This window comes from Pectobacterium parvum (assembly GCF_020971565.1).
Classification (GTDB): domain Bacteria; phylum Pseudomonadota; class Gammaproteobacteria; order Enterobacterales; family Enterobacteriaceae; genus Pectobacterium; species Pectobacterium polare.
In genome coordinates this window covers 2,222,954-2,242,912 of the sequence record NZ_CP087392.1, presented here as the reverse complement: position 1 = coordinate 2,242,912, position 19,959 = coordinate 2,222,954, and the positions used below count along the sequence as shown (strand labels likewise).

General features: G+C 48.3%; 17 protein-coding genes and 3 pseudogenes. 8 read left to right on the top strand and 12 right to left on the bottom strand.

Going from position 1 to position 19,959, the window contains the following annotated elements; all coding sequences use genetic code 11:
* Positions 1 to 50 precede the first annotated feature (50 nt).
* Together LOZ86_RS10160 and LOZ86_RS10155 are read right to left on the bottom strand one after the other, a co-directional pair.
* Entirely contained in the window at positions 51 to 902 is an 852-nt protein-coding gene (locus tag LOZ86_RS10160; RefSeq protein WP_039487059.1) for an aldo/keto reductase, read from the bottom strand.
* Positions 903 to 1,059: 157 nt separating this feature from the next.
* Entirely contained in the window at positions 1,060 to 1,809 is a 750-nt protein-coding gene (locus tag LOZ86_RS10155; protein ID WP_039487057.1) for a MipA/OmpV family protein, read from the bottom strand.
* Positions 1,810 to 2,264: 455 nt separating this feature from the next.
* Between LOZ86_RS10155 and yeaG the strand changes: the two genes are divergently transcribed.
* The 4 genes from yeaG (at position 2,265) to LOZ86_RS10135 (ending at position 7,447) form a co-directional block, all read left to right on the top strand.
* Positions 2,265 to 4,199, top strand: a complete 1,935-nt coding sequence (gene yeaG / locus LOZ86_RS10150) for a protein kinase YeaG (RefSeq protein WP_039487055.1) — start codon at positions 2,265 to 2,267, stop codon at positions 4,197 to 4,199.
* A gap of 36 nt (positions 4,200 to 4,235) precedes the next feature.
* On the top strand, positions 4,236 to 5,510 hold the full coding sequence (locus LOZ86_RS10145; protein WP_039487111.1) for a YeaH/YhbH family protein: 1,275 nt from the start codon (positions 4,236 to 4,238) through the stop codon (positions 5,508 to 5,510).
* 137 nt (positions 5,511 to 5,647) lie between these two features.
* Complete coding sequence (locus tag LOZ86_RS10140; protein WP_039487053.1) at positions 5,648 to 6,058, top strand: hemerythrin domain-containing protein; 411 nt, start codon at positions 5,648 to 5,650, stop codon at positions 6,056 to 6,058.
* Between the two features lie 189 nt (positions 6,059 to 6,247).
* The gene (locus tag LOZ86_RS10135; protein WP_039487052.1) at positions 6,248 to 7,447 is read left to right on the top strand and encodes a multidrug effflux MFS transporter; all 1,200 of its coding nucleotides are present in this window, start codon (positions 6,248 to 6,250) and stop codon (positions 7,445 to 7,447) included.
* Between the two features lie 37 nt (positions 7,448 to 7,484).
* On the opposite strand, the gene LOZ86_RS10130 is transcribed toward LOZ86_RS10135, so the two are convergent.
* Both LOZ86_RS10130 and LOZ86_RS10125 read right to left on the bottom strand, forming a co-directional pair.
* Positions 7,485 to 8,738, bottom strand: coding sequence for a D-amino acid dehydrogenase (locus LOZ86_RS10130; protein WP_039487050.1), 1,254 nt, complete (start codon positions 8,736 to 8,738; stop codon positions 7,485 to 7,487).
* Between the two features lie 230 nt (positions 8,739 to 8,968).
* Positions 8,969 to 9,304, bottom strand: a complete 336-nt coding sequence (locus tag LOZ86_RS10125; RefSeq protein WP_039487049.1) for a nuclear transport factor 2 family protein — start codon at positions 9,302 to 9,304, stop codon at positions 8,969 to 8,971.
* 155 nt (positions 9,305 to 9,459) lie between these two features.
* Between LOZ86_RS10125 and LOZ86_RS10120 the strand changes: the two genes are divergently transcribed.
* Entirely contained in the window at positions 9,460 to 9,726 is a 267-nt protein-coding gene (locus LOZ86_RS10120; protein ID WP_039487047.1) for a YjbD family protein, read from the top strand.
* A gap of 200 nt (positions 9,727 to 9,926) precedes the next feature.
* Here the strand turns inward: LOZ86_RS10120 and LOZ86_RS10115 are convergent, their stop codons facing one another.
* The 6 genes and pseudogenes from LOZ86_RS10115 to LOZ86_RS21350 all read right to left on the bottom strand — a co-directional run.
* A complete protein-coding gene (locus tag LOZ86_RS10115; RefSeq protein WP_039487045.1) occupies positions 9,927 to 11,900 on the bottom strand; it encodes a methyl-accepting chemotaxis protein in 1,974 nt (657 codons plus the stop codon).
* Positions 11,901 to 12,070: 170 nt separating this feature from the next.
* A complete protein-coding gene (locus tag LOZ86_RS10110; RefSeq protein ID WP_039487043.1) occupies positions 12,071 to 12,559 on the bottom strand; it encodes a GNAT family N-acetyltransferase in 489 nt (162 codons plus the stop codon).
* 137 nt (positions 12,560 to 12,696) lie between these two features.
* Positions 12,697 to 13,893, bottom strand: a complete 1,197-nt coding sequence (locus LOZ86_RS10105; RefSeq protein ID WP_052012100.1) for an MFS transporter — start codon at positions 13,891 to 13,893, stop codon at positions 12,697 to 12,699.
* A 136-nt stretch (positions 13,894 to 14,029) separates the two neighbouring features.
* The gene (locus tag LOZ86_RS10100) at positions 14,030 to 14,584 is read right to left on the bottom strand and encodes a TetR/AcrR family transcriptional regulator (RefSeq protein ID WP_039487042.1); all 555 of its coding nucleotides are present in this window, start codon (positions 14,582 to 14,584) and stop codon (positions 14,030 to 14,032) included.
* A 105-nt stretch (positions 14,585 to 14,689) separates the two neighbouring features.
* Positions 14,690 to 15,085 (bottom strand): cytochrome b562, encoded by a 396-nt coding sequence (locus tag LOZ86_RS10095; protein WP_039487041.1) that lies wholly within the window; start codon positions 15,083 to 15,085, stop codon positions 14,690 to 14,692.
* Positions 15,086 to 15,383: 298 nt separating this feature from the next.
* A pseudogene (locus tag LOZ86_RS21350) lies at positions 15,384 to 15,518 on the bottom strand (OsmC family peroxiredoxin); the annotation flags it as partial.
* Positions 15,519 to 15,657: 139 nt separating this feature from the next.
* Between LOZ86_RS21350 and LOZ86_RS10085 the strand changes: the two are divergent.
* Positions 15,658 to 16,320: pseudogene (locus LOZ86_RS10085) on the top strand (winged helix-turn-helix domain-containing protein); the annotation flags it as partial.
* A 10-nt stretch (positions 16,321 to 16,330) separates the two neighbouring features.
* Here LOZ86_RS10085 and LOZ86_RS10080 read toward each other — a convergent pair.
* Positions 16,331 to 16,632 (bottom strand): annotated as a pseudogene (locus LOZ86_RS10080) (IS1 family transposase); the annotation flags it as partial.
* Positions 16,616 to 16,660: an IS1 family transposase gene (locus LOZ86_RS21535; RefSeq protein ID WP_072012438.1), complete on the bottom strand. Its 45-nt coding sequence runs from the start codon at positions 16,658 to 16,660 to the stop codon at positions 16,616 to 16,618. The gene LOZ86_RS21535 and the pseudogene LOZ86_RS10080, both read right to left, overlap by 17 nt.
* A gap of 514 nt (positions 16,661 to 17,174) precedes the next feature.
* Between LOZ86_RS21535 and LOZ86_RS10075 the strand changes: the two genes are divergently transcribed.
* A complete protein-coding gene (locus LOZ86_RS10075; protein ID WP_230243134.1) occupies positions 17,175 to 19,583 on the top strand; it encodes a hypothetical protein in 2,409 nt (802 codons plus the stop codon).
* Between the two features lie 119 nt (positions 19,584 to 19,702).
* A complete protein-coding gene (locus LOZ86_RS10070) occupies positions 19,703 to 19,891 on the top strand; it encodes a hypothetical protein (RefSeq protein WP_225969941.1) in 189 nt (62 codons plus the stop codon).
* Positions 19,892 to 19,959: the final 68 nt, after the last annotated feature.

Genomic DNA, 19,959 nt, shown 5'->3' with positions numbered 1-19,959 from the left:
CGCCATACACCCCTTCTGCAAATCCTTTTACGCCAATCCTTTCGCTTCCGTTACACCACGTCCAGATGCTGTTTACGCGTCGGCGGTGGAAAGGCCTGATCGAGCTGCACGATATCTTCCGTCGATAGCACCACGTCCAGCGCTTTGGCATTTTCCTGAACATGCTTCACAGAGCTGGCTTTAGGAATCGCGATCACGCCCGGTTGACGAATTGCCCACGCCAGTAAAAGTTGAGCAGGCGTGATGTTATGTTCACCCGCAATACGGTTCACCACCGGATGCGAGAATAATCCATCACGTAAACGCTCTGCCTGCGCCAACGGGCAATACGCCATCACCGGAAGCTGCTGTTGCTGACACCACGGCAACAAATCAAACTCAATACCGCGCGAGGCCAAATGGTAAAGCACCTGATTGGTCATGCAGCGCTGTCCGCCGCTTAGCGACCAGAGCTCCTGCATATCCTCAAGGTCGAGATTGGAGACGCCCCACTGGCCGATTTTTCCCGCCTGCTGTAATCGCTCCATCGCCACAATCGTATCCACTAACGGGATACCGCCGCGCCAATGCAGCAGATACAAGTCAATGCGATCGGTTTGCAGCCGCTTCAAGCTGCGCTCACACGCCTGTATCGCCTTTTCGCCTCCTGCATTGTGCGGATAGACTTTCGACACCAAATAAACGCGGTCACGCCGGCCACGTATCGCTTCACCGACGACCTCCTCCGCTCTGCCTTCCGCATACATTTCGGCCGTATCAATCAGCGTTAACCCAAGGTCGATCCCCGTTTGCAGCGCCATCACTTCCTGCGCTTTCATTCGGGCATCTTCGCCCATGTACCACGTTCCCTGACCGATCGCCGGTACGCGAGTGTCATCTGGAAAACGAATCGCTTTTGTCACGTGTTCCTCCCTGTTTGCTGTCAACGTAACGAATTTACCGTCAACCTAACATGGCATTCAGCGCACCATAAATGTGCAAATGGGGTGATATCACCCCATTATTGTACGGCAGATGCACTATGCTTACGAAGAGCATTAAAAGCGCTCACGAAAAGCATCAGAAGCGATAGCTGACGCCCGCGCTCATTAAGATGCTGTGGTTACTATCAACTATCGGGCTGTCTTTCATTTCGTCAGACAGACGCGTGTAACGGCCCACGGCCCAGGCGCTCCAGCTTTGGTTAATTTGATAACCCGCGCTCAGTTCAAGATACGGGGCCCAGCCATCGCCAGGGCTATACTGGTTAAAGCCAGAACGGGCTGACTCCTGTGCGCTAACGCCGTAGTAATACTGGTTCATGTTTTCACTGAACCAGGTGGCACCGATACCGGGAGTGATACTCAAATCGCCCATTGAGAAGCGGTAAAGATAGGCGGTATCCCACGCAAAGCCGTTGCTGTAATCCAGCGTATCCCCGGCCAGCACAGTACGAATTTCACCCCAGTCGGCAGTATGACGATAAGCCGCACCCGCCATCAGCGTACCGCGTCGTTTGTCCAACTGCTTCATACGCAGATCGTCGCTATCTCCCGGCTTAAACCCTAAAGGCAGGTAGTACGCCGTTAAAGAGAAACGATTTGCGCCGTCATTCCACAGGTAGTATCCACCACCCAGCCCGCGGAAATAAAAACTTTCACTTTCATAATTCAGTACAGGAAGCGGATAAACATCATTATCAACACCACGGTATACGGACGTTGAACCCGCAGCGCCAAGGCCCAGAGAGACATCTGCGGCATAGGCTGAAGGCAGGAGCACAGCACCAGAAATCAGTGCGGCCAGCACACATAGTTGAGGTTTTTTCACAGTTTTCTATTTCCTATTACAGATAAATATCATGAAACATGATAAGCCAATTACACACGTTCGCGTTCAGGTTATATAAAAATAACATTAACGAATAACCTAACTATTCGATAGGTTTTACGTGCGCTAACGTCGGTAATAGGCAGTGTCCTTAAGGCTGAACGCCCATTCTCTATAATGTTACACGGGTTTTCCTGAAAGTGAGTCCTTGAAATATCTTAAAAATACGTCTGTGGACTAGAGGAAATTTTACGGATGCAAACTACGCTTTAATACAGAAGGTGACGTCTTCCTGACCAGCCGGTATGAATAAAATCACGACGCCCTGATGCGACAAGTTGGCATAAGGGTTGCTGGACTCAGGAGATTTCTTCTTTCGGAGGGCAATACATTAATAGGCATATATTCCACACGCTCTCTTAATCTGTGCTAATCGACGAAGGACGGGCATCGCTATGAACATATTTGATCACTACCGCCAGCGCTACGACGCTGCCAAGGACGAAGAGTTCACTCTGCAGGAATTCCTTACCATCTGTCAGCAGGATCGCAACGCTTATGCGAACGCGGCTGAACGATTGTTAACGGCTATCGGTGAGCCTGTAATGGTGGATACCGCCCAAGAATCACGAATGTCACGCCTATTCTCGAACCGGGTGATTGCTCGCTACCCTGCTTTTGAAGAATTTTACGGCATGGAAGAGGCTATCGAACAGATTGTCTCTTACCTGAAACATGCCGCGCAGGGATTGGAAGAGAAGAAACAAATTCTGTATCTGTTGGGGCCGGTCGGCGGCGGGAAATCTTCTCTGGCCGAACGCCTGAAAGCACTGATGCAGCGCGTACCGATTTACATCCTCAGCGCCAACGGCGAGCGTAGCCCAGTGAATGACCATCCGCTCTGCCTGTTCAATCCGCAGGAAGATGCCGCGATACTTGAGAAAGAGTATGCCATTCCACGTCGCTATATCGGCACTATTATGTCGCCGTGGGCGGCTAAGCGTCTTCAGGATTTCGGCGGCGACATTACCAAGTTCAAAGTCGTCAAAGTGTGGCCATCGATTCTGGCACAGATTGGGATCGCGAAAACCGAGCCCGGCGATGAGAACAACCAGGACATTTCAGCGCTGGTCGGTAAAGTCGATATCCGCAAGCTGGAGCATTATGCTCAGAACGATCCCGATGCCTACGGCTACTCCGGCGCATTGTGCCGCGCGAACCAGGGCATTATGGAATTCGTCGAAATGTTCAAAGCGCCAATCAAGGTGCTTCACCCACTGCTGACGGCGACACAAGAAGGCAACTATAACGGCACGGAAGGCATTGCCGCCCTGCCGTTCAACGGGATTATTCTGGCGCACTCCAATGAATCCGAATGGGTGCAGTTCCGTAACAACAAGAACAATGAAGCGTTTCTTGACCGCGTGTATATCGTGAAGGTGCCGTACTGCCTGCGCGTATCCGAAGAGGTCAAGATCTACGACAAGCTGCTGGATCACAGCGAACTGACGCACGCCCCTTGCGCGCCTGGCACGCTGGAAACACTGGCCCGTTTCTCCATTCTGTCACGTCTGAAAGATCCCGAAAACTCCAGCATCTACTCCAAGATGCGGGTTTATGACGGGGAAAGCCTGAAAGACACCGATCCGAAAGCAAAATCCTATCAGGAGTATCGCGATTATGCGGGCGTCGATGAGGGAATGAACGGCCTGTCGACCCGCTTTGCGTTTAAGATTCTGTCGCGCGTCTTTAACTTCGATCACAGTGAAGTTGCGGCCAACCCAGTACACCTGTTCTACGTGCTGGAGCAGCAGATCGAGCGCGAACAGTTCCCACAGGAGCTGGCAGAGAAGTATTTAGAGCACCTGAAAGGCTATCTGACGCCGAAATACGCCGAATTTATCGGTAAAGAAATCCAGACCGCCTATCTCGAATCCTATTCCGAATACGGCCAGAACATTTTTGACCGTTATGTTACCTATGCGGATTTCTGGATTCAGGATCAGGAGTACCGTGACCCAGATACTGGCCAGCTGTTTGACCGCGAATCGTTAAACGCCGAGCTGGAAAAAATCGAGAAGCCTGCGGGCATCAGCAACCCTAAAGACTTCCGTAATGAGATCGTCAACTTCGTCCTGCGCGCCCGTGCCAGCAATAGCGGCCGGAATCCAAACTGGACCAGTTACGAGAAGCTGCGTACGGTCATTGAGAAGAAGATGTTCTCCAATACGGAAGAGCTGCTGCCTGTGATTTCGTTTAATACCAAAACCTCAACGGATGAACAGAAAAAACATGACGACTTCGTCGATCGCATGATGGAGAAAGGCTACACCCGGAAACAGGTTCGTTTGCTATGCGAATGGTATCTGCGGGTGAGGAAGTCATCATAATGACGCACGATGCTAGCAGCAGCGTTTGGGGGAAACATGGCCTATTTTATTGACCGACGACTGAACGGAAAAAACAAAAGCACGGTGAACCGCCAACGCTTTCTGCGCCGCTATAAGTCGCAAATAAAACAGTCGATTTCCGAGGCCATTAATAAGCGTTCGGTGACCGACATCGAAAGCGGGGAGTCAGTCTCGATCCCCAATGCAGACATCAACGAACCGATGTTCCATCAGGGCCGTGGAGGACGCCGCCACCGCGTCCACCCGGGCAACGATCATTTCGTACAGAATGACAAAATCGAGCGGCCACAAGGAGGTGGCGGCGGTGGTTCCGGTCAGGGGGACGCCAGTAAAGATGGCGAAGGCGAAGATGAATTTGTCTTTCAGATCTCCAAAGATGAATATCTGGACCTGCTGTTTGAAGATCTGGCGCTGCCGAACCTGAAGAAGACCCAGCATCGGCAGATGAACGAGTACAAAACGCACCGCGCTGGGTACACTGCTAACGGAGTCCCTGCCAATATCAGCGTGGTACGTTCGCTGCAAAACTCGCTGGCACGTCGTATGGCGATGACAGCAGGTAAACGGCGCACGCTGCATGAATTGGAAGAGTCACTGGAACAGCTGGCGCATACCGAACCCGCACAGTTGCTGGAAGAGGAACGGCTACGGCAGGAAATTACCGAACTGCGCCAGAAAATCGCCCGCGTGCCTTTTATCGATACGTTTGACCTGCGCTACAAGAACTACGAGCGCCGGGCAGAGCCGTCGAGTCAGGCCGTGATGTTCTGTTTGATGGACGTGTCCGGCTCGATGGATCAAGCGACAAAAGACATGGCGAAGCGCTTTTATATTCTGCTGTATCTGTTCCTCAGCCGAAATTATAAAAACGTCGACGTCGTCTACATTCGCCACCACACGCAGGCCAAAGAGGTCGATGAACAGGAGTTCTTCTACTCTCAGGAAACCGGCGGCACCATTGTCTCCAGCGCGTTAAAGCTGATGGAGGAAGTGGTTCGCGAACGTTACGATCCGTCGCAGTGGAATATCTACGCGGCACAGGCCTCGGATGGCGATAACTGGGCCGATGATTCACCGCTGTGCCACCAGATTCTGGCAAATCAACTTCTGCCGATGGTGCGTTACTATAGCTACATTGAAATCACCCGGCGTTCACACCAGACGCTCTGGCGCGAATATGAAACGCTACGCGATAAATTCGATAATTTCGCCATGCAACATATTCGCGATCAGGATGATATCTACCCTGTCTTCCGTGAACTCTTCCGTAAACAAACGGTAGGGCATTGACCCTTCTCGATCGGCCAGTTATCTGTTAATGATTAATCGTTAGCTGGCTGATTTTTTCTCTCTGGGCATTTTTCTATAAACATGTATTTAAAATACATGTATTATAAATAGCATTATACCTGCACAGAGAATCGCTTATGAACATTGATAAATTCAAACACCAGCACAACGAAATACTCGAAAGCATTGATATCCTGCGTCAGCTATCCCGGGCCGGTGTGACAGAGAACGCCAATGACATCGCCCGCGCCATCGTCGCTATGAGCTCAACCATCAAGCTGCACCTTTCCGCAGAAGATCGCGTGCTGTACCCTTCGCTTCAGCGTAGCGGTGACGAGCAGTTAACGAAGATGAGTCAGCATTATCAGAATGAAATGCAAACCATTGCCGCCGATTACGATGCGTTTTCCCGTCGCTGGAATACGGCTTCGCAATTGATGGGTCACGACAGGGATTTCCGGGCTGACGCCAATAACGTGTTGCGTAAGGTCTATGAACGTATGCAGCGGGAGAATCACGATTTTTATCCCCGCATTGAAACGGCCTGAGTGGATTAAGCACGTTTGACTAAAGGGCGGAAAATCTCTGCTCCGCCCTGTTGATTAGCGCCTTCATGCAACCTCGCCACGCCATTTTCCTTCGCATTATCGTGACATTGTCACAAAGATAACGCTTTCTTTCCGCCAGTGTGCGCATTACCCTGTCGAACCCATAAAACATAGATTTCTGCTTTTGTTATGCAACGATTTGTTCTGATTTTACTGACTCTGGTTCTACTCGGCCCTCTGGGCATCGACATCTATTTACCGCTTATTCCCGCTATCGCCGTGGCACTGAACAGCCCTGAATCGCTGATTCAATCCACCGTCGCACTGTTTATTCTGATCATGGGATTAGGCCAACTGCTGGCGGGGCCGCTAGTCGATAAGTATGGTCGCCGCCCTATGGCGCTGGCTGGCGTGATTATCTATCTCGTCGGTGCGATCATGGCTGCGCTGGCTACCAGCGCCACGCTGTTCATCCTCTCACGCCTTTTTCAGGGACTGGCCGTCTGTTGTACCGCCGTCGCCATTTTCAGCAGCGTGCGTGACAAACTGAACGGCGACGATGCCGCTAGAACCTATGGCTTTCTTAACGGCACGCTGAACATTGTGCCGGCGCTGGCGCCGCTATTAGGTGGGCTTTTGGCCGAAGCCTTCGGCTGGCGAGCGCCCTTCTGGTTCCTTGCGGGCTACAGCATTTTGGTACTGGCACTCGTCATCCGCTTCCTGCCCGAAACGCGCCCAGACTCAACGTTGCCCGTACACGGCTTACCGCTGCGCCAATACACACGTCTGTTATCCGATCGCCAATTTCTGGGATTCGCCTCAGTCAACGCGGGTGCCATGGGGATGGCATTGACCTATGTCACCTTCTCTCCCGTGGTATTGATGAACGAGGCTCAGCTCACGCCGCTTGAGTTTTCCATTGCCTTTGGCGCAAACGGCTTTTGGATCATGCTGGTTAGCTTCTTTGCAAATCGCATTATTCGCAAAGTCGGCCGACCGCGCTGTCTGGCTATCGGTAGCCTGCTGATGGGTGCTGGGTTTGTTTCGCTGCTGAGCGGCGTCGTTCTCTTACCCGAAACGATGCAAGACACCTGGCCGACCTACATGCTGCCCGTCGCGCTGGCCTGTGCCGGTCTGGCATTTTTGATCGGGCCGTCCACCAGCTATGCACTGGAACCTTATTCCAATGAGGCGGGGATTGCGTCGGCGATGGTAGGATTTGTGCAGATGGCGGGCGGCGCAGCGCTGGGCTTGATGGCTATGGCGCTCCCTCTGCCGTCAAAAGTATCACTGGCGCTGGTCATGCTCTGTGCCGCCCTGCTGGCAATACGCGCCCGCCTGCTTACGCGGCACCACAAGGGCAGCATTACGTCACTGCCCCGTACGTAGTTCAAAGCTAAGCAGTTAAAAAATAAGTAGTTCCAAACTAGCGAGCATACCTTTCCACGGACAAATCATCGGCTTCAATCTCCGGTGATTTGTTCGACAGAATATCCGCCAGCAATTTCCCCGATCCACAGGCCATCGTCCAGCCCAACGTGCCATGTCCCGTATTCAGGTACAGATTTTTCAGCGGTGAGCGCCCTACCAGCGGCGTACCGTCCGGCGTCATCGGACGTAATCCCGTCCAGAATGTTGCTTGCTCAATCGGGCCACAATGGGGATACAGATCGCGCACCACCATTTCCAGCGTTTCACGACGCTTAGGATTCAGCTCGGTGTTGAAGCCCACGACCTCGGCCATTCCTCCGACGCGAATGCGACGATCAAAGCGAGTAATCGCTATTTTATAGGTTTCATCCAATACGGTAGAAACCGGTGCCAAGGCATCATCCGTCAGCGGAATTGTCAGTGAATAGCCCTTCAGCGGATAAACCGGAATATCGAACCACTGACGTAGTAATCCGGTGGAATAGGAGCCGCAGGCCATCACATAGGCATCTGCCACGATCATTTCATCGTCGCACTGGACGCCCGTAACACTTTGCCCTTCCACTCGCAGCTGGCGAACGTTACGCCCCAGTTTAAAGATGACACCGGCATCGGCAGCCATCGCCGCCAGTTGGCAAGTGAACAGCTGGCAGTCGCCCGTCTCATCATGCGGTAAACGCAGCCCGCCAGTCAGTTTTCCCGCCACGTGCCCCAGCGCAGGTTCAGCCGTGGCCAGCTCATGACGAGTCAGTAATTGATACGGTACGCCAGCCTCTTCCAGCACGGCGATATCACGTGTCGCGTTTTCATACTGCTGCTCAGTGCGGAACAATTGCAGTGTTCCACCTTGCCGACCTTCGTACTCAATACCAGTATCTCGCCGCAGCGCTTGCAAACAGTCGCGGCTGTATTCCGCCAGACGCACCATCCGCGCTTTATTGGTTTTATAGTGGCGCGCATCGCAGTTGAGCAACATTTTCCACATCCAGCATAGCTGTGCTGCCGTGAAGTCCGGTCGGATGGCCAGCGGTGCATGACGCTGAAACATCCACTTTATCGCTTTCAGCGGTATGCCCGGAGCAGCCCAAGGCGCGGCATAGCCGGGGGAAATCTGTCCGGCATTCCCGGCGCTGGTTTCCAACGCGGGCTCCGGCTGTCTGTCGATCACGGTAACATCATGCCCTGCCTGCGCAAGATACCAAGCGGTACTCACGCCAACTACACCACTTCCCAGAATCACAACCCGCATGCTACCGCTCTCCCTTTCTCTCCACTAAAGACCGTCTAATCTTCTAGAAAACTATTTATTTAATGGAATAAAACACCAGGTAACAGGTGAAATTGAAGACCACTCTAGCAGTTGGGAGGGAATTGTCACCCGTTTCAACGATAACATTTATCTATTATTCGACCTTATTGAATGAATCAAATTATTGATGGAGTACAGAATCAGATCGCCAACACTCTCTTTTGTATTTACTAAGAAAAGAAAAACCAGGCTGTATTAATAAGCCCGTTATCTACCTCAAAGACGGCAATACTTTCTATAGGCTCAGCTGAAAGCCCATGAATTAACTCATGGTCAAATACCTTATTGCCTAACACGGTGCGAGATACCAATTCCGCTCTCAGTTTTGGGTTGTTGAATCGGTTATTCACGTAAAACTCTCTCAGCGCCTCTTTTCCTACCATCGACGGTGCTTCTGCCGGTATTCGGTATGCTTTGAAATCAGGTGCAAAACATGACACGAATGCATCGATGTCATGTTCGTTATAGGCCTTAAATTGTGCCGCTACGGCCGATTCTGGTGACATCATTTTTCCCCACTATGTGTTTTCTACTGTGCCTGAATAAATAAGTTGTGTGCCAATTATCAAGAAATCAGGAAGGCTCGCGGTACGATTTATCTGGGTCTCAGAGCGTTTTCCTCTACAATGTACTTTCCAGCCCGCTTATCAGGTTCATTCCCATGCAAAGACTGACTCAGAAAGACATGACTGAAATTGAACAACGTCAGCTTAAGACGTTACTCGATCAGGCACGAAAAAAACAGGACCGCACGCTGACCAATTCTGAGAGCAATCATATTAAAGATGATTACATCGATAAACTGATGAAGGAACGTGAAGCCGTAGCAAAACAGGCGAAGGCCGAGAAGAAGAAAAATAAATTTAAACCTGATTCCTCAGCGACATATGAATGGTCAGCCAGTACAAATCTACGGGGCCGCCGCTAGTATTTACGTCAACGGTCGTTTGTGTTTCTGGTTTAACACTCATTACAGAAAAGATGTCGAACTGCTGTTGCTCGCACACCTTGACTCAACGCCTCCAGAGATACAGAACGGATCATTGGGGGGAATGTGAGCGAAAATCACGGAAGGATTAAAGATGTCACTCGGCAACCGTTAGGCAGCCGAGTGACGGCGTCATTTCTTTACTTTAAGAGCGCATGAGGGGATACGTGCTGCTGTTCCAAACGAAAATGCTCTATCGCCTGCGCTAACGACATAGACTGATCTTCCAGCGAACTGGCAGCAGCCGACATCTGCTGTACCAGCGCGGAGTTTTGCTGCGTCACACCATCCATTTCATTGACGGCAATCGTGACCTGACTAATGCCTTTCGCTTGCTCATCCGATGCCGTGACGATCTCACCGATGATACTTTGCACCGAGTTGACGGCGTGTGTCATGTCCTGCATGGTTTTACCGGCATCGTTCACCAGTTTAACGCCGCTTTCAACTCGCTGGCTGGATTCCTCAATCAGTGCGGCAATTTCTTTCACCGCGCTGGCACTGCGCTGTGCCAGGCTGCGAACTTCCGATGCCACAACGGCGAATCCTCTTCCCTGCTCGCCCGCTCGTGCCGCTTCTACTGCGGCATTCAGAGCAAGAATGTTGGTCTGGAAAGCAATGCTATTAATCATGGCGGTAATATCGCCAATCTTCTTCGCACTCTCATCAATCTGCGACATCGTCTGAACCACCTGACTAACCAGCGATTCGCCGCGCTGAGCAATCTTCGTGGCATTTTCTGTCAGCGTCGTGGCCTGATGGGCATTGTTGGCATTGTGTTTCACCGTTGCGGTGATTTCTTCCATACTCGCCGCAGTTTGTTCCAGCGCAGCAGCCTGCTGCTCCGTACGCGATGCAAGATTGAGGTTACCACTGGCAATTTCTGCTGCGCCTTGTCGCACGGAATCACTGGCGTCTTTGATCTGTCCGACCACCTGACGCAGCTGTGACTGCATCGTATTCAGCGCGAAAAACAGGCTATTACGATCGTTGGGTTGCACGTCAATCACATTACTCAGTCGACCTTCCGCAACAGCTAGCGCAATGGTGGCCGCTTCGCGTGGTTCACCACCCAGTGGTTTAAGCACTTTACGGCTGAATACCCAGCCCAGCAGCGCGCTCACCAACAGGATACTGATCACCATCATGATGACGGCATTCATTAACTGGCGTTCAGAAGCAGCCATCACCTGACTCACAGGGACAACAATGGCCAAATGCCATTTATCTGTGCTGTTGCCGATAGTAATGGGTTGCCAGGTAATCAACGCTTCTTCACCAAGAATGGCGTCGTCGTGTTGTACCACTGAGGACGTGAAATTATCCGTCGGCCCTTGCCAGGCTTTGCTCGTCTGGGATTTATCAGGATAAGAGATGACTTTACTTTCACTGGATAGCAGCATCGCGTAGCCGCCGCCTTCCCAAGGTTTAATCTGGTTAACTTTTTGCTGTAATGACGCAAGGGAAATGTCTGAAGTCACGACGCCCCACAGTTTACCCTGACTGACAATCGGTGCGGCGACTGACGTCAGCAGCGTTGGAACGCCGTTGTAAGCATAGGAATAGGGTTCGATGAGCGTATCTTTCTGGCTTTTTTGCGGCAACAGATAGTAATCGCCTTGGCCGGGAGTCAGGTAGGACTGCAGGGGGTGCATCTTGTAATTGCCAGCCTGATCGCGGTCGACAAACCAGGCGTAGCGGCCTTTAGGTGCCTGACCCGGCTGATCGGCAAACTCGGCGTCACGACCGTCAAACACATTCTCTTCAAAAATGACTGAAATCGAGAGGTACTCTGGGTTATCCCGCAGGGCATATTCCGCCATTTTATCGACCACTGCGCGGTCTTTAATGCCTACGGCGGGCAATGCAGCCAGCCCTTGTCCGAGGTTATGTGCCACATCCCGGGCGTAGTTGAGTTCCTGTTGAATTCTTAATGCTTCACTTTGGGCTATCTGCTGTAAGTAGCGTTCGGCCAGAGATTTTTGTTCTTCACTAGACTGCCAACTGAGCACCCCAATGGTGACAGCAAAACCGAGTGCGATGGTTAATGCGCCAGTTAGCAGCACTTGAGCGCGGGTACTCATTGTTTTTTTTTGTATTAATTGTTTGGCCATTATGGCTCCCCTAGAGTTGATACTTATCGTAATCAACATTCCGTTGCAATGAGCTCCTACTATTTGTTTATCGGCGTCTTTTTTTTGAACTTTAGTTACACAGATGTGAACAAAAGAGTGGCATTAGGGGGCCGGTGGTTGCTGAGATGTACTTGCCCTATTTCATCGGGTTAATGGCGGTCTGATGGAGGGTTCGGTTCCAGAGTTTTGTGCATGTTAAAACCGGTGATTTGGAAGCCATTTTTTTCATATAACGCCTTGGCAACCGGATTATGTGCAGCCACTCTCAGCCCGATTTCGCCAATATCTAGCGCCATGAGTGCGACGTCCATCGCGGCAAGCGAGGCTTTACCGAAACCACGACCTCGCCACGCGGGCAGAAGGCAAAAATCAGACACCCAGGCTGCGTTTTCTTTCAGAACGACCCACAAGTAGCCAATGATGACGCCTGCATTATCTGAGGAATGAATGCACCATAACTTATTGGCTCTCGTGTGAACGCCCTGCGGTAGCGCAATATCGATCGATTGCGTGGCGATCGCCCTCGCCTTTTCCGCGTCATATCCCCGGGATTCTTGTAGATCCTGAGCATACTCAAGAATAAAAAACTGGCGATATTCGGGGTAATCCCCTTCGGCCATATCTGTTAAATTTACCATTGTGTTCACTTTCCCAGTTCGGAGTGATGACCAGCCTTGCTAATCGAGATTCATCACATCATTTATTATCAACGTAATCAATAGAATGGCACAGATTGCGCGGCTCCGGTAACACAAAACGGAACCGCGCAGAAACGTCAGGATGGGGTTTCAGATGCCATTTTGGCCGTACGTTCACGGGCGGCAGACGAGCAGACAAAGGCCAGAACCACCATAATAAGCACCGGCAGCATGGCGATGCGTAACCCTGCGACCTCGCCAAGGAAGCCCAGTGCAGGCGGACCGACGAGGAAAGCAAAGTAGCCCAATGTTGCCGCAATCGTGACGCGAACGGCGCTGTTTTCTCCGCTTCCTGCAGCGGAAATGGTGAGCGGGAAGCCAAGCGATGCGCCGATACCCCAGAAGATAACCGCAGCGGCGGCCAACAACGGCGCATTAGAGAAAATGACCAGCGTCAGCCCAAGTGCGGCAGAGGCGGCACTGAAGCGGAGCATATTGACCTTGCCGAAGCGATCGACAAAGTACCCTCCGGCAAAACGCCCCAGCGTCATACCAGCAGTGAATCCGACATAAACCAGCGTCCCCGACGTGTGACCAAAGTTGTGACCATCGATCATCAATAGTGGCAACCAGTCGTTGGCAGAACCTTCGGCAAGCGCCATCGCAAGAATAACCACGCCGAGAATCAGCAAGCGACTGTCTTTAAGTTCATTGAAGACCTGCGTCTTGTAGTCTCCCTTTTCCTCTTGCTCAGAACGGGCCAAGTCGCTCAGCCACGGCATTTGGCGCATCAGCACAATCGCGGTGAATATCGACAGTGCTACGGCCACCACAAAATGCAGCGTAGTATTGATATCGAACGCCGTCATTGCCATCCCTGTCAGTGCGCCGACCAGCGTTCCCAGGCTAAAAAAACCATGCAGCGTGGTCATCAGACTTTTATTCAGATGCTGTTCAAACGCGGCTCCTTCAATGTTGATGGCGATATCAACCAGGCCGACGCCCGCGCCGAAAATCAACAATCCCATAAAGGCGCTGGGCGTGCTTTGAATCGAAAGCGACGCAGCAAGCATAAGTAGCCCAAGCAGAAGCAGCAGGAACCCACCGGCCATGGTTTTACGAATGCCGAGAACGTTAATGACTTTACCTGCCCCCAATACGCCGAGCATGGAACCACATGAAAAACCGAACAGAATCATGCCCATCGTTTCCGTTGAGGCATTCAGAACGTCACGTATAACGGGAGTTCGGGTCACCCAGGTTGCCCACGTAAAACCGGGGATGAACATCAGCCCGAACAGTGCAAATTTATTGATAGCGGGTTTTGTGGTCATGGTTCTCGTCGTCTTTATTTAAACCAATTCGTACATATGTACGAACAACTATCGCACGAATATACACCGTTTTGCACCTGTTTCATTAGGTTCTTTTTTAATGGGAAGATGCCTGACAAGATCGCGTCGGACAGAGTCAAGAGGTCAGTTTGATTACCGTATTAAGAATGTCTTCACGGCTGACGGCTTCATTATTGAGATAGTTATGAATCGTATATCCTTCAATCATCGCATCCAGTGAACACGCGGTTGCGATACTGAAATGGAGGTGAAGCGATTTTCTGCTGCGCGTCATCCACTCCTGCAATATCAGCCGATACTCTTCTTTCCGCGATGCCAGCGCGTACAATTCAAAACTTAACGTCAGGTGACGCGGCGTTGCCCAGATGTCTCCACAGATCAGGTCAACTACCGCTTCGCGCGCGCTGTCGATATCCTTTGCCTGCTTGAGGCGAACACGGAATGCGTGTGAGATCCCATCGACCATATAAATGAACGCGCTGCTCAACAGCAATTCAATACTGCTGTAGCGATAGGTTAGCGTCCCCGGCGACAATCCGGCCTGCTGCGCTATTTTTCGGTAGGTTGCCCCTCTCACGCCGTGATCCAGTATGACTTCCAGCGCGGCCTCAAGAATTCTGCTTTGTGTATCTTTGCCATCATGCGTTGCATCGTGTGATGGTGACATCATCCTGTTTCCCCTTAGCTGGCAATCCTGACTGTCCTAACGTTTATAACAAAAAAAGCCGCCAGTGAGTGCGATCCCACTGGCGGCTTATGGTAAACGAAAAGCGGCTTAGCCTCTCAATTTACTGTGATATTCGCCTTTTAAGGTATTGATTTCAGCCAACACCGCTTTGGCTTCGCTCAGTTTACCAGCATCCGCCAGAGCCTGTGCGCTGTCCACTTTTTGCAAAATCTTATCCAGACCTTCCACATAGGCTTTTCTGTCTGGGCCATCGGCAGACTGTTTAGCGAAATCAGGCGGCACCTGCGTTTTAGCATGCTCAACGTGCTCACGGAATGTGTTCAGCGCGGTTTTCAGCGCGGCAGCATCGTCCGCTTTAGTGGCGGCGGTATAACTTTTCTGCATACCGCGCATGTCTTCCGACGTGGTGGCGTTTGCCAAAACAGGAGTCAGCAAACTACCGGCCAACAGCACAGAAAAACAGATCTTGGTCATTTTATTCATCTTGAACTCTCGCTTGTGTTCCACAGCACGACATACTCAGAGAATCTGACCACCACAAACCGGCCAGCCCAATATTGCTCTTGTTATATTGCGTCCTACGCCATAGCCCGCATCATGCAGCAATGACTATGCTAATTTTATGGTTATTATCGTAAAGATGTTAAATTATTTTTAATCGTTTCGTTACTTTTAATTGTATAAATGTAAAAAGGCTTACCGCGCGACGCCGGTAAGCCTTTTTATCAACACAATTTTTATCGCTAAAAAAGGCAAACAACCTTCGTTCAGCCGCTAGCTCTTAATTCAATTGATAGTCCAGCGTGATGTCGGCTTTGAGCACTTTTGACACCGGGCAGCCCACCTTCGCTTTTTGTGATAATGTGATTTCATCAATACTCGACCGTCTCACCGTACTGTGCAGCACGATTTTGGTATTGTTCAAAACATTAACGGTTTGTCCTGAAACTCGAATGGCTAAATGGCTTTGCCAAATAGTAGATCACTTGACGGGAACTCAGTCCGAGTGTGCGATCTGATCAATCGCCAAATCAAATCACCAACCGGACTGAGCGATGCCGATCATAGCAGCAATTCCTGATAAAGAACGAAGACTAATGCGTAAAGAAGCCCAACAAACATGCGATAAAAACCATTCCAGACTGCTCTGTGCCGTTCGCTCATCCGTTGGAAGATGGATAAAGTAGTTTACTTTACAGAATATTGAAGGGCTAAAGAACCTCAAGTCTGGACAAAAACCTCGCTGGCCAGTCACGGATATCTTGCATATTTTACCGCTTCTGGTTCGGTGCTCTCCTCAAGATTTTGGCTGGCTGCGTTCCCGCTGGAGCACTGCGTTGTTGGCACTTATTGTTAATCGGCTTTTTAATATAGCGCTCTATCCCACCACGTTGCACCGCTACCTGAGACGAGCGGGCATTGTTTGGCGTAGAGCCGCGCCAACACTGAGAATCAAAGACCCGTATTATGAGGAAAAGCGGCTTGCCATCGAACAGGCCGTCTCTCGGAAGCTGGCGACCCATCTGGTATTTTATCAGGACGAAGTTGATATCGACCTGAACCCGAAAATCGGCGCGGACTGGATACTTAAAGGGCAACAGAAACGTATAACTACACTGGGACATAACCAAAAGTATTATCTGGCAGGGACACTTCGTTCGGATACGAGGCGGCGCCATTACATCGGCGGCAGCAAAAAGTGTTCTGATTTATTGATAGTGCCTTCAATTAGTAGAAAATGTAACTTCCGATGAGCGCACCGATAACTTTTTCATGCAATTCAATCGAGCGTGAGAAACAGATTATTTTCCGAGCCAGACGTTTAATGCGCGTCCTCAATGTCAGGTTGTTACGCTCAATACATTGAGTGAAGATTTTACCTATCAGATGCTTATTCTTCGAAACTACTCTGACATAGCTGCCCACTCATCACTGGTTACCATTCCGATGCTAAACGGTATAAGGAGTGCCAATAACTCACGGCAGGCTTTACTGCTGACAAAACTCCATTGCTCATCGAGACTGACAACGGGGACAATGAACATTAACGCTGGCCATGAGAAAACCTTAAAAGCGAGCATTACATATCACAATCTACTAATTGGAGGAATTGCTAGGTTAAGTAATTAAAATATCGCTATATTATATTTCACGCTTGGCTGCTTGGCTTTAAGTTAGCAAATTATCTAATGGAATCACTTATTAATAGCAACTCAGATCACACATTTGAAATTGAAACCTTGCTTTATTGCATAGTTTACCCTATTACATACAGTATAATATTTATAACTTTCGCATTACTCACGTTACATTTAAAAATAGAGGACTTATGGTAAAGATAATATCCACTTCAGAGAGAAACACCCCTCCCAAATGTAATTTGGATTTTCCAGAAAGAAAAAAAACCTTATCTTCCAATGTAAATGAAAAATCCGTGGAAAATATTTTTCGAATAGAGAATACGCAGACCTCAATGTTGTACAATATTGTTAATTACAAAAAATTGAATTTTAGGAAAAAAATAAATTACCAAAGCATAGATAAAAGCTAAGTAATTAATGCTGGAAGTTATGTGTATTGTGGTGGGATTGATGGGTTTCCTAAAAATAATCTTGGTGTATCACTCAATGAATTGGGTGAGTTGGTTTTAATTAAAGGTAAAAGCCATGATCTCATTAAAGGGATGTTTAAAAAATACAAATCAAAACACGCTACTCAAATGGCGAAACTCACCGACGCTAACTACAACATTAAGTTTAATCACCTTTATGTTAATGCCAATGGTATGCTAATTGGTGATGAAAAAGATAGTGAGAAAAGTTACTCTATAAATATAGTTAATATACCGACTAAAAGCGATGAAAATGAACAATCAATAAAAATATTTTTTGTAGAGTATAAAAAAAACGAAGATGATAGTCTAAAATTTAAAATAGATGATGAGCATGCTATATCATTACGATTTGTAAAAAACAACTTAATGATTGAATCACTGCAACACGCGGACAAAAAGAATGATTTTACAATACTTGATTACACGATACAACTCCCTCTAAAGAAGGGGTGCTGTGTTAAAAGCGTTAAAAGAATGGAAAACGTTTTACAGATAGAAACGCTCAAAAATAATAAGACAAGAATACATTATCTTGACCCTAAGCATATTTCTATATGTAATCTACGCGCTAGGCATCTCAGCCATAAACCCCCACAAGGTTTTTCATCACATTTTGGTAACGATCCACATGAAAAATATCATGCCGGACAGCCATTTTCTTCAGACCGGAAAGGGAATTTTAGCAGTAAACACATTCCTCTATTTCCCTCAACTGTCGATAATTTCAGATTTCATCTTAAGTCAGGAAAAGAAAACATATATCAAGGAAATAAAGGTCGTGCCACAATTGATTTTATCAAAGGTGTGGATTTAGGTATTAACGGAATTATCACTACCACATCAGGGATAGCTAAAAATACTAAATTACGTCAATCTTGCCGCAATGTTAAAGATAAAAATGAAATATTAAGCTATATGCAGGCGCGCACTAATTCGTCATCTAATGTATTGACAGATATTTTAGGGAAAAGAGGTCAACTTGATTTAGGGGATTCGTTAATCGAGGTGACTAAAAATCTTAAAACCAGAGATGAAATTACTCTGCAAAGTATCGACCGGATATCTGGTTTTTTTGGCATCGCTGCTGGGGGGATACCATTTAGTCCTGGATGGTTTGCTGGCGTGTTGGGGGAGTTCTCCGACACACATCATTTTTTATTATCCAAGAAAAAGGATGGGAATATTAGTATAGCATTTTCGAATAAAACTAAGAGCGGAGTTATCGGTCTTGCCGGTACTGGCCAAGGGTTAGAAAAAGCCTTTCTTAATGCAGGTTTGGTAGATTATATGACAGTGTTACCTGCTGAAGCAAATTTCATTCTGGCTATGAATCGCAATCATATCCACAATTTTACTTTCTCATTATCACCGGAGAATTTTGAAATTTTCGCCAAACAATTTAATATAAAAAATAAAAACTCAAGCTTAAATGAATTTATTTTCAATAACTCAGAATTAAAGAGTATAAAAGAAAAAAATTTAGTCGCTATGCTAGAAGCGAAAAGTGAGCTCAGGTTACAGTATGGGAGGATGATTAATGAAAATACCTACATGGTGATGCCACGTACTGCTCTGGGGGCCAGAGCTGCTATAAATTTATTAAAAATTAATTCGACGACTGAATCTGTTATTAACGAAAATAACAACCTCACCCAGTATAGTAGCATCGACATTGATGGGTTAGTTCCCGAATGTGATGTCTTCAGAGAAGCGAAGATCATGCCTATTCCGATGGTTCAGGGGAATGAACTCTGGTGTTTCCCCTTACCATTGCCCGAAAAATCCGTAGCGCTTAAATCTTACAGGCCTGCCCTTGGAGTTAAAATTTGTAAAAAGAAACCAAACAGAGATATACCACCATTAAATGATAAAACTGGAAAATATAAAAAAAATGACACTGATAGCAATTATCGCGCCAGTTGTTTTTTGCGTGACTTTGAGAAAATACCCTTGATAATGAAAGAAAAAAAAGATGGTTCCATGAATAAACTTAATAGATTAGGGGAAGAAGGAAAAAAACATGATATTATGAATGAATTTATAATGGAACTAGGTAGGATAAAAAAGGCGATGACTTCTCAGGAACGAACAAGTCTAAATAAAAATTGCAAAATTAATGTCATTTCTCATTATGAAAGGGTAAGTTCTTTAACCGAAGAAAAAACCTATCGATTAAGAAAAATAGAAATACGGCGCATAGGTTCGTTTTATCATGAAAATGCAACCGTACCGCTTTCAATCATTAGTTTCTCTAGTAAAAATGGAGTATTGTACAACGAATTCTTAGGTGAGATTGATTTTTTATATAAGAATTCTACTGATACCGAACTTTCCGGATTTGAGAAGCGCCTACAATTTCTTTATTGATATACTGCTGAGAAGGTGGCTTGTCCTATCGGCATCGCCAGTGAATGGGAATGCTGATAGGACATTGGGCTGCGGTGCAATTCAGGAATGTAAAATATCCCGTTATTGAGATGAAATATATGCGCAATAACCAATGGATTGCTGCACAGAAAACCGATTATAACCACTTTATTGTTGAGCACGTTGGAATGAACGATATTCCCGTTGAATTTACCGACGTAAAAGGTAATGTCCTCAGCGATACGCTGCCGCCGATGTCACAAAGTACCTCATCCGCTTACCTGATCACGGGTAACGTCCAGCTTTAATTCTCACTGCCTTGAGGGAGGCTGACGTCGCGCAGCGTCCCTCGTTTCCGCACATCATTACTGAAAGA

Excerpts from the sequence above, each read along its gene's own strand:
- yeaG (WP_039487055.1), top strand. The coding sequence starts at position 2,265 with ATGAACATATTTGATCACTACCGCCAGCGCTACGACGCTGCCAAGGAC.
- LOZ86_RS10145 (WP_039487111.1), top strand. The coding sequence starts at position 4,236 with ATGGCCTATTTTATTGACCGACGACTGAACGGAAAAAACAAAAGCACG.
- LOZ86_RS10140 (WP_039487053.1), top strand. The coding sequence starts at position 5,648 with ATGAACATTGATAAATTCAAACACCAGCACAACGAAATACTCGAAAGC.
- LOZ86_RS10135 (WP_039487052.1), top strand. The coding sequence starts at position 6,248 with ATGCAACGATTTGTTCTGATTTTACTGACTCTGGTTCTACTCGGCCCT.
- LOZ86_RS10130 (WP_039487050.1), bottom strand. The coding sequence starts at position 8,738 with ATGCGGGTTGTGATTCTGGGAAGTGGTGTAGTTGGCGTGAGTACCGCT.
- LOZ86_RS10125 (WP_039487049.1), bottom strand. The coding sequence starts at position 9,304 with ATGTCACCAGAATCGGCCGTAGCGGCACAATTTAAGGCCTATAACGAA.
- LOZ86_RS10120 (WP_039487047.1), top strand. The coding sequence starts at position 9,460 with ATGCAAAGACTGACTCAGAAAGACATGACTGAAATTGAACAACGTCAG.
- LOZ86_RS10115 (WP_039487045.1), bottom strand. The coding sequence starts at position 11,900 with ATGGCCAAACAATTAATACAAAAAAAAACAATGAGTACCCGCGCTCAA.
- LOZ86_RS10110 (WP_039487043.1), bottom strand. The coding sequence starts at position 12,559 with ATGGTAAATTTAACAGATATGGCCGAAGGGGATTACCCCGAATATCGC.
- LOZ86_RS10105 (WP_052012100.1), bottom strand. The coding sequence starts at position 13,893 with ATGACCACAAAACCCGCTATCAATAAATTTGCACTGTTCGGGCTGATG.
- LOZ86_RS10100 (WP_039487042.1), bottom strand. The coding sequence starts at position 14,584 with ATGATGTCACCATCACACGATGCAACGCATGATGGCAAAGATACACAA.
- LOZ86_RS10095 (WP_039487041.1), bottom strand. The coding sequence starts at position 15,085 with ATGAATAAAATGACCAAGATCTGTTTTTCTGTGCTGTTGGCCGGTAGT.
- LOZ86_RS10070 (WP_225969941.1), top strand. The coding sequence starts at position 19,703 with ATGCGCAATAACCAATGGATTGCTGCACAGAAAACCGATTATAACCAC.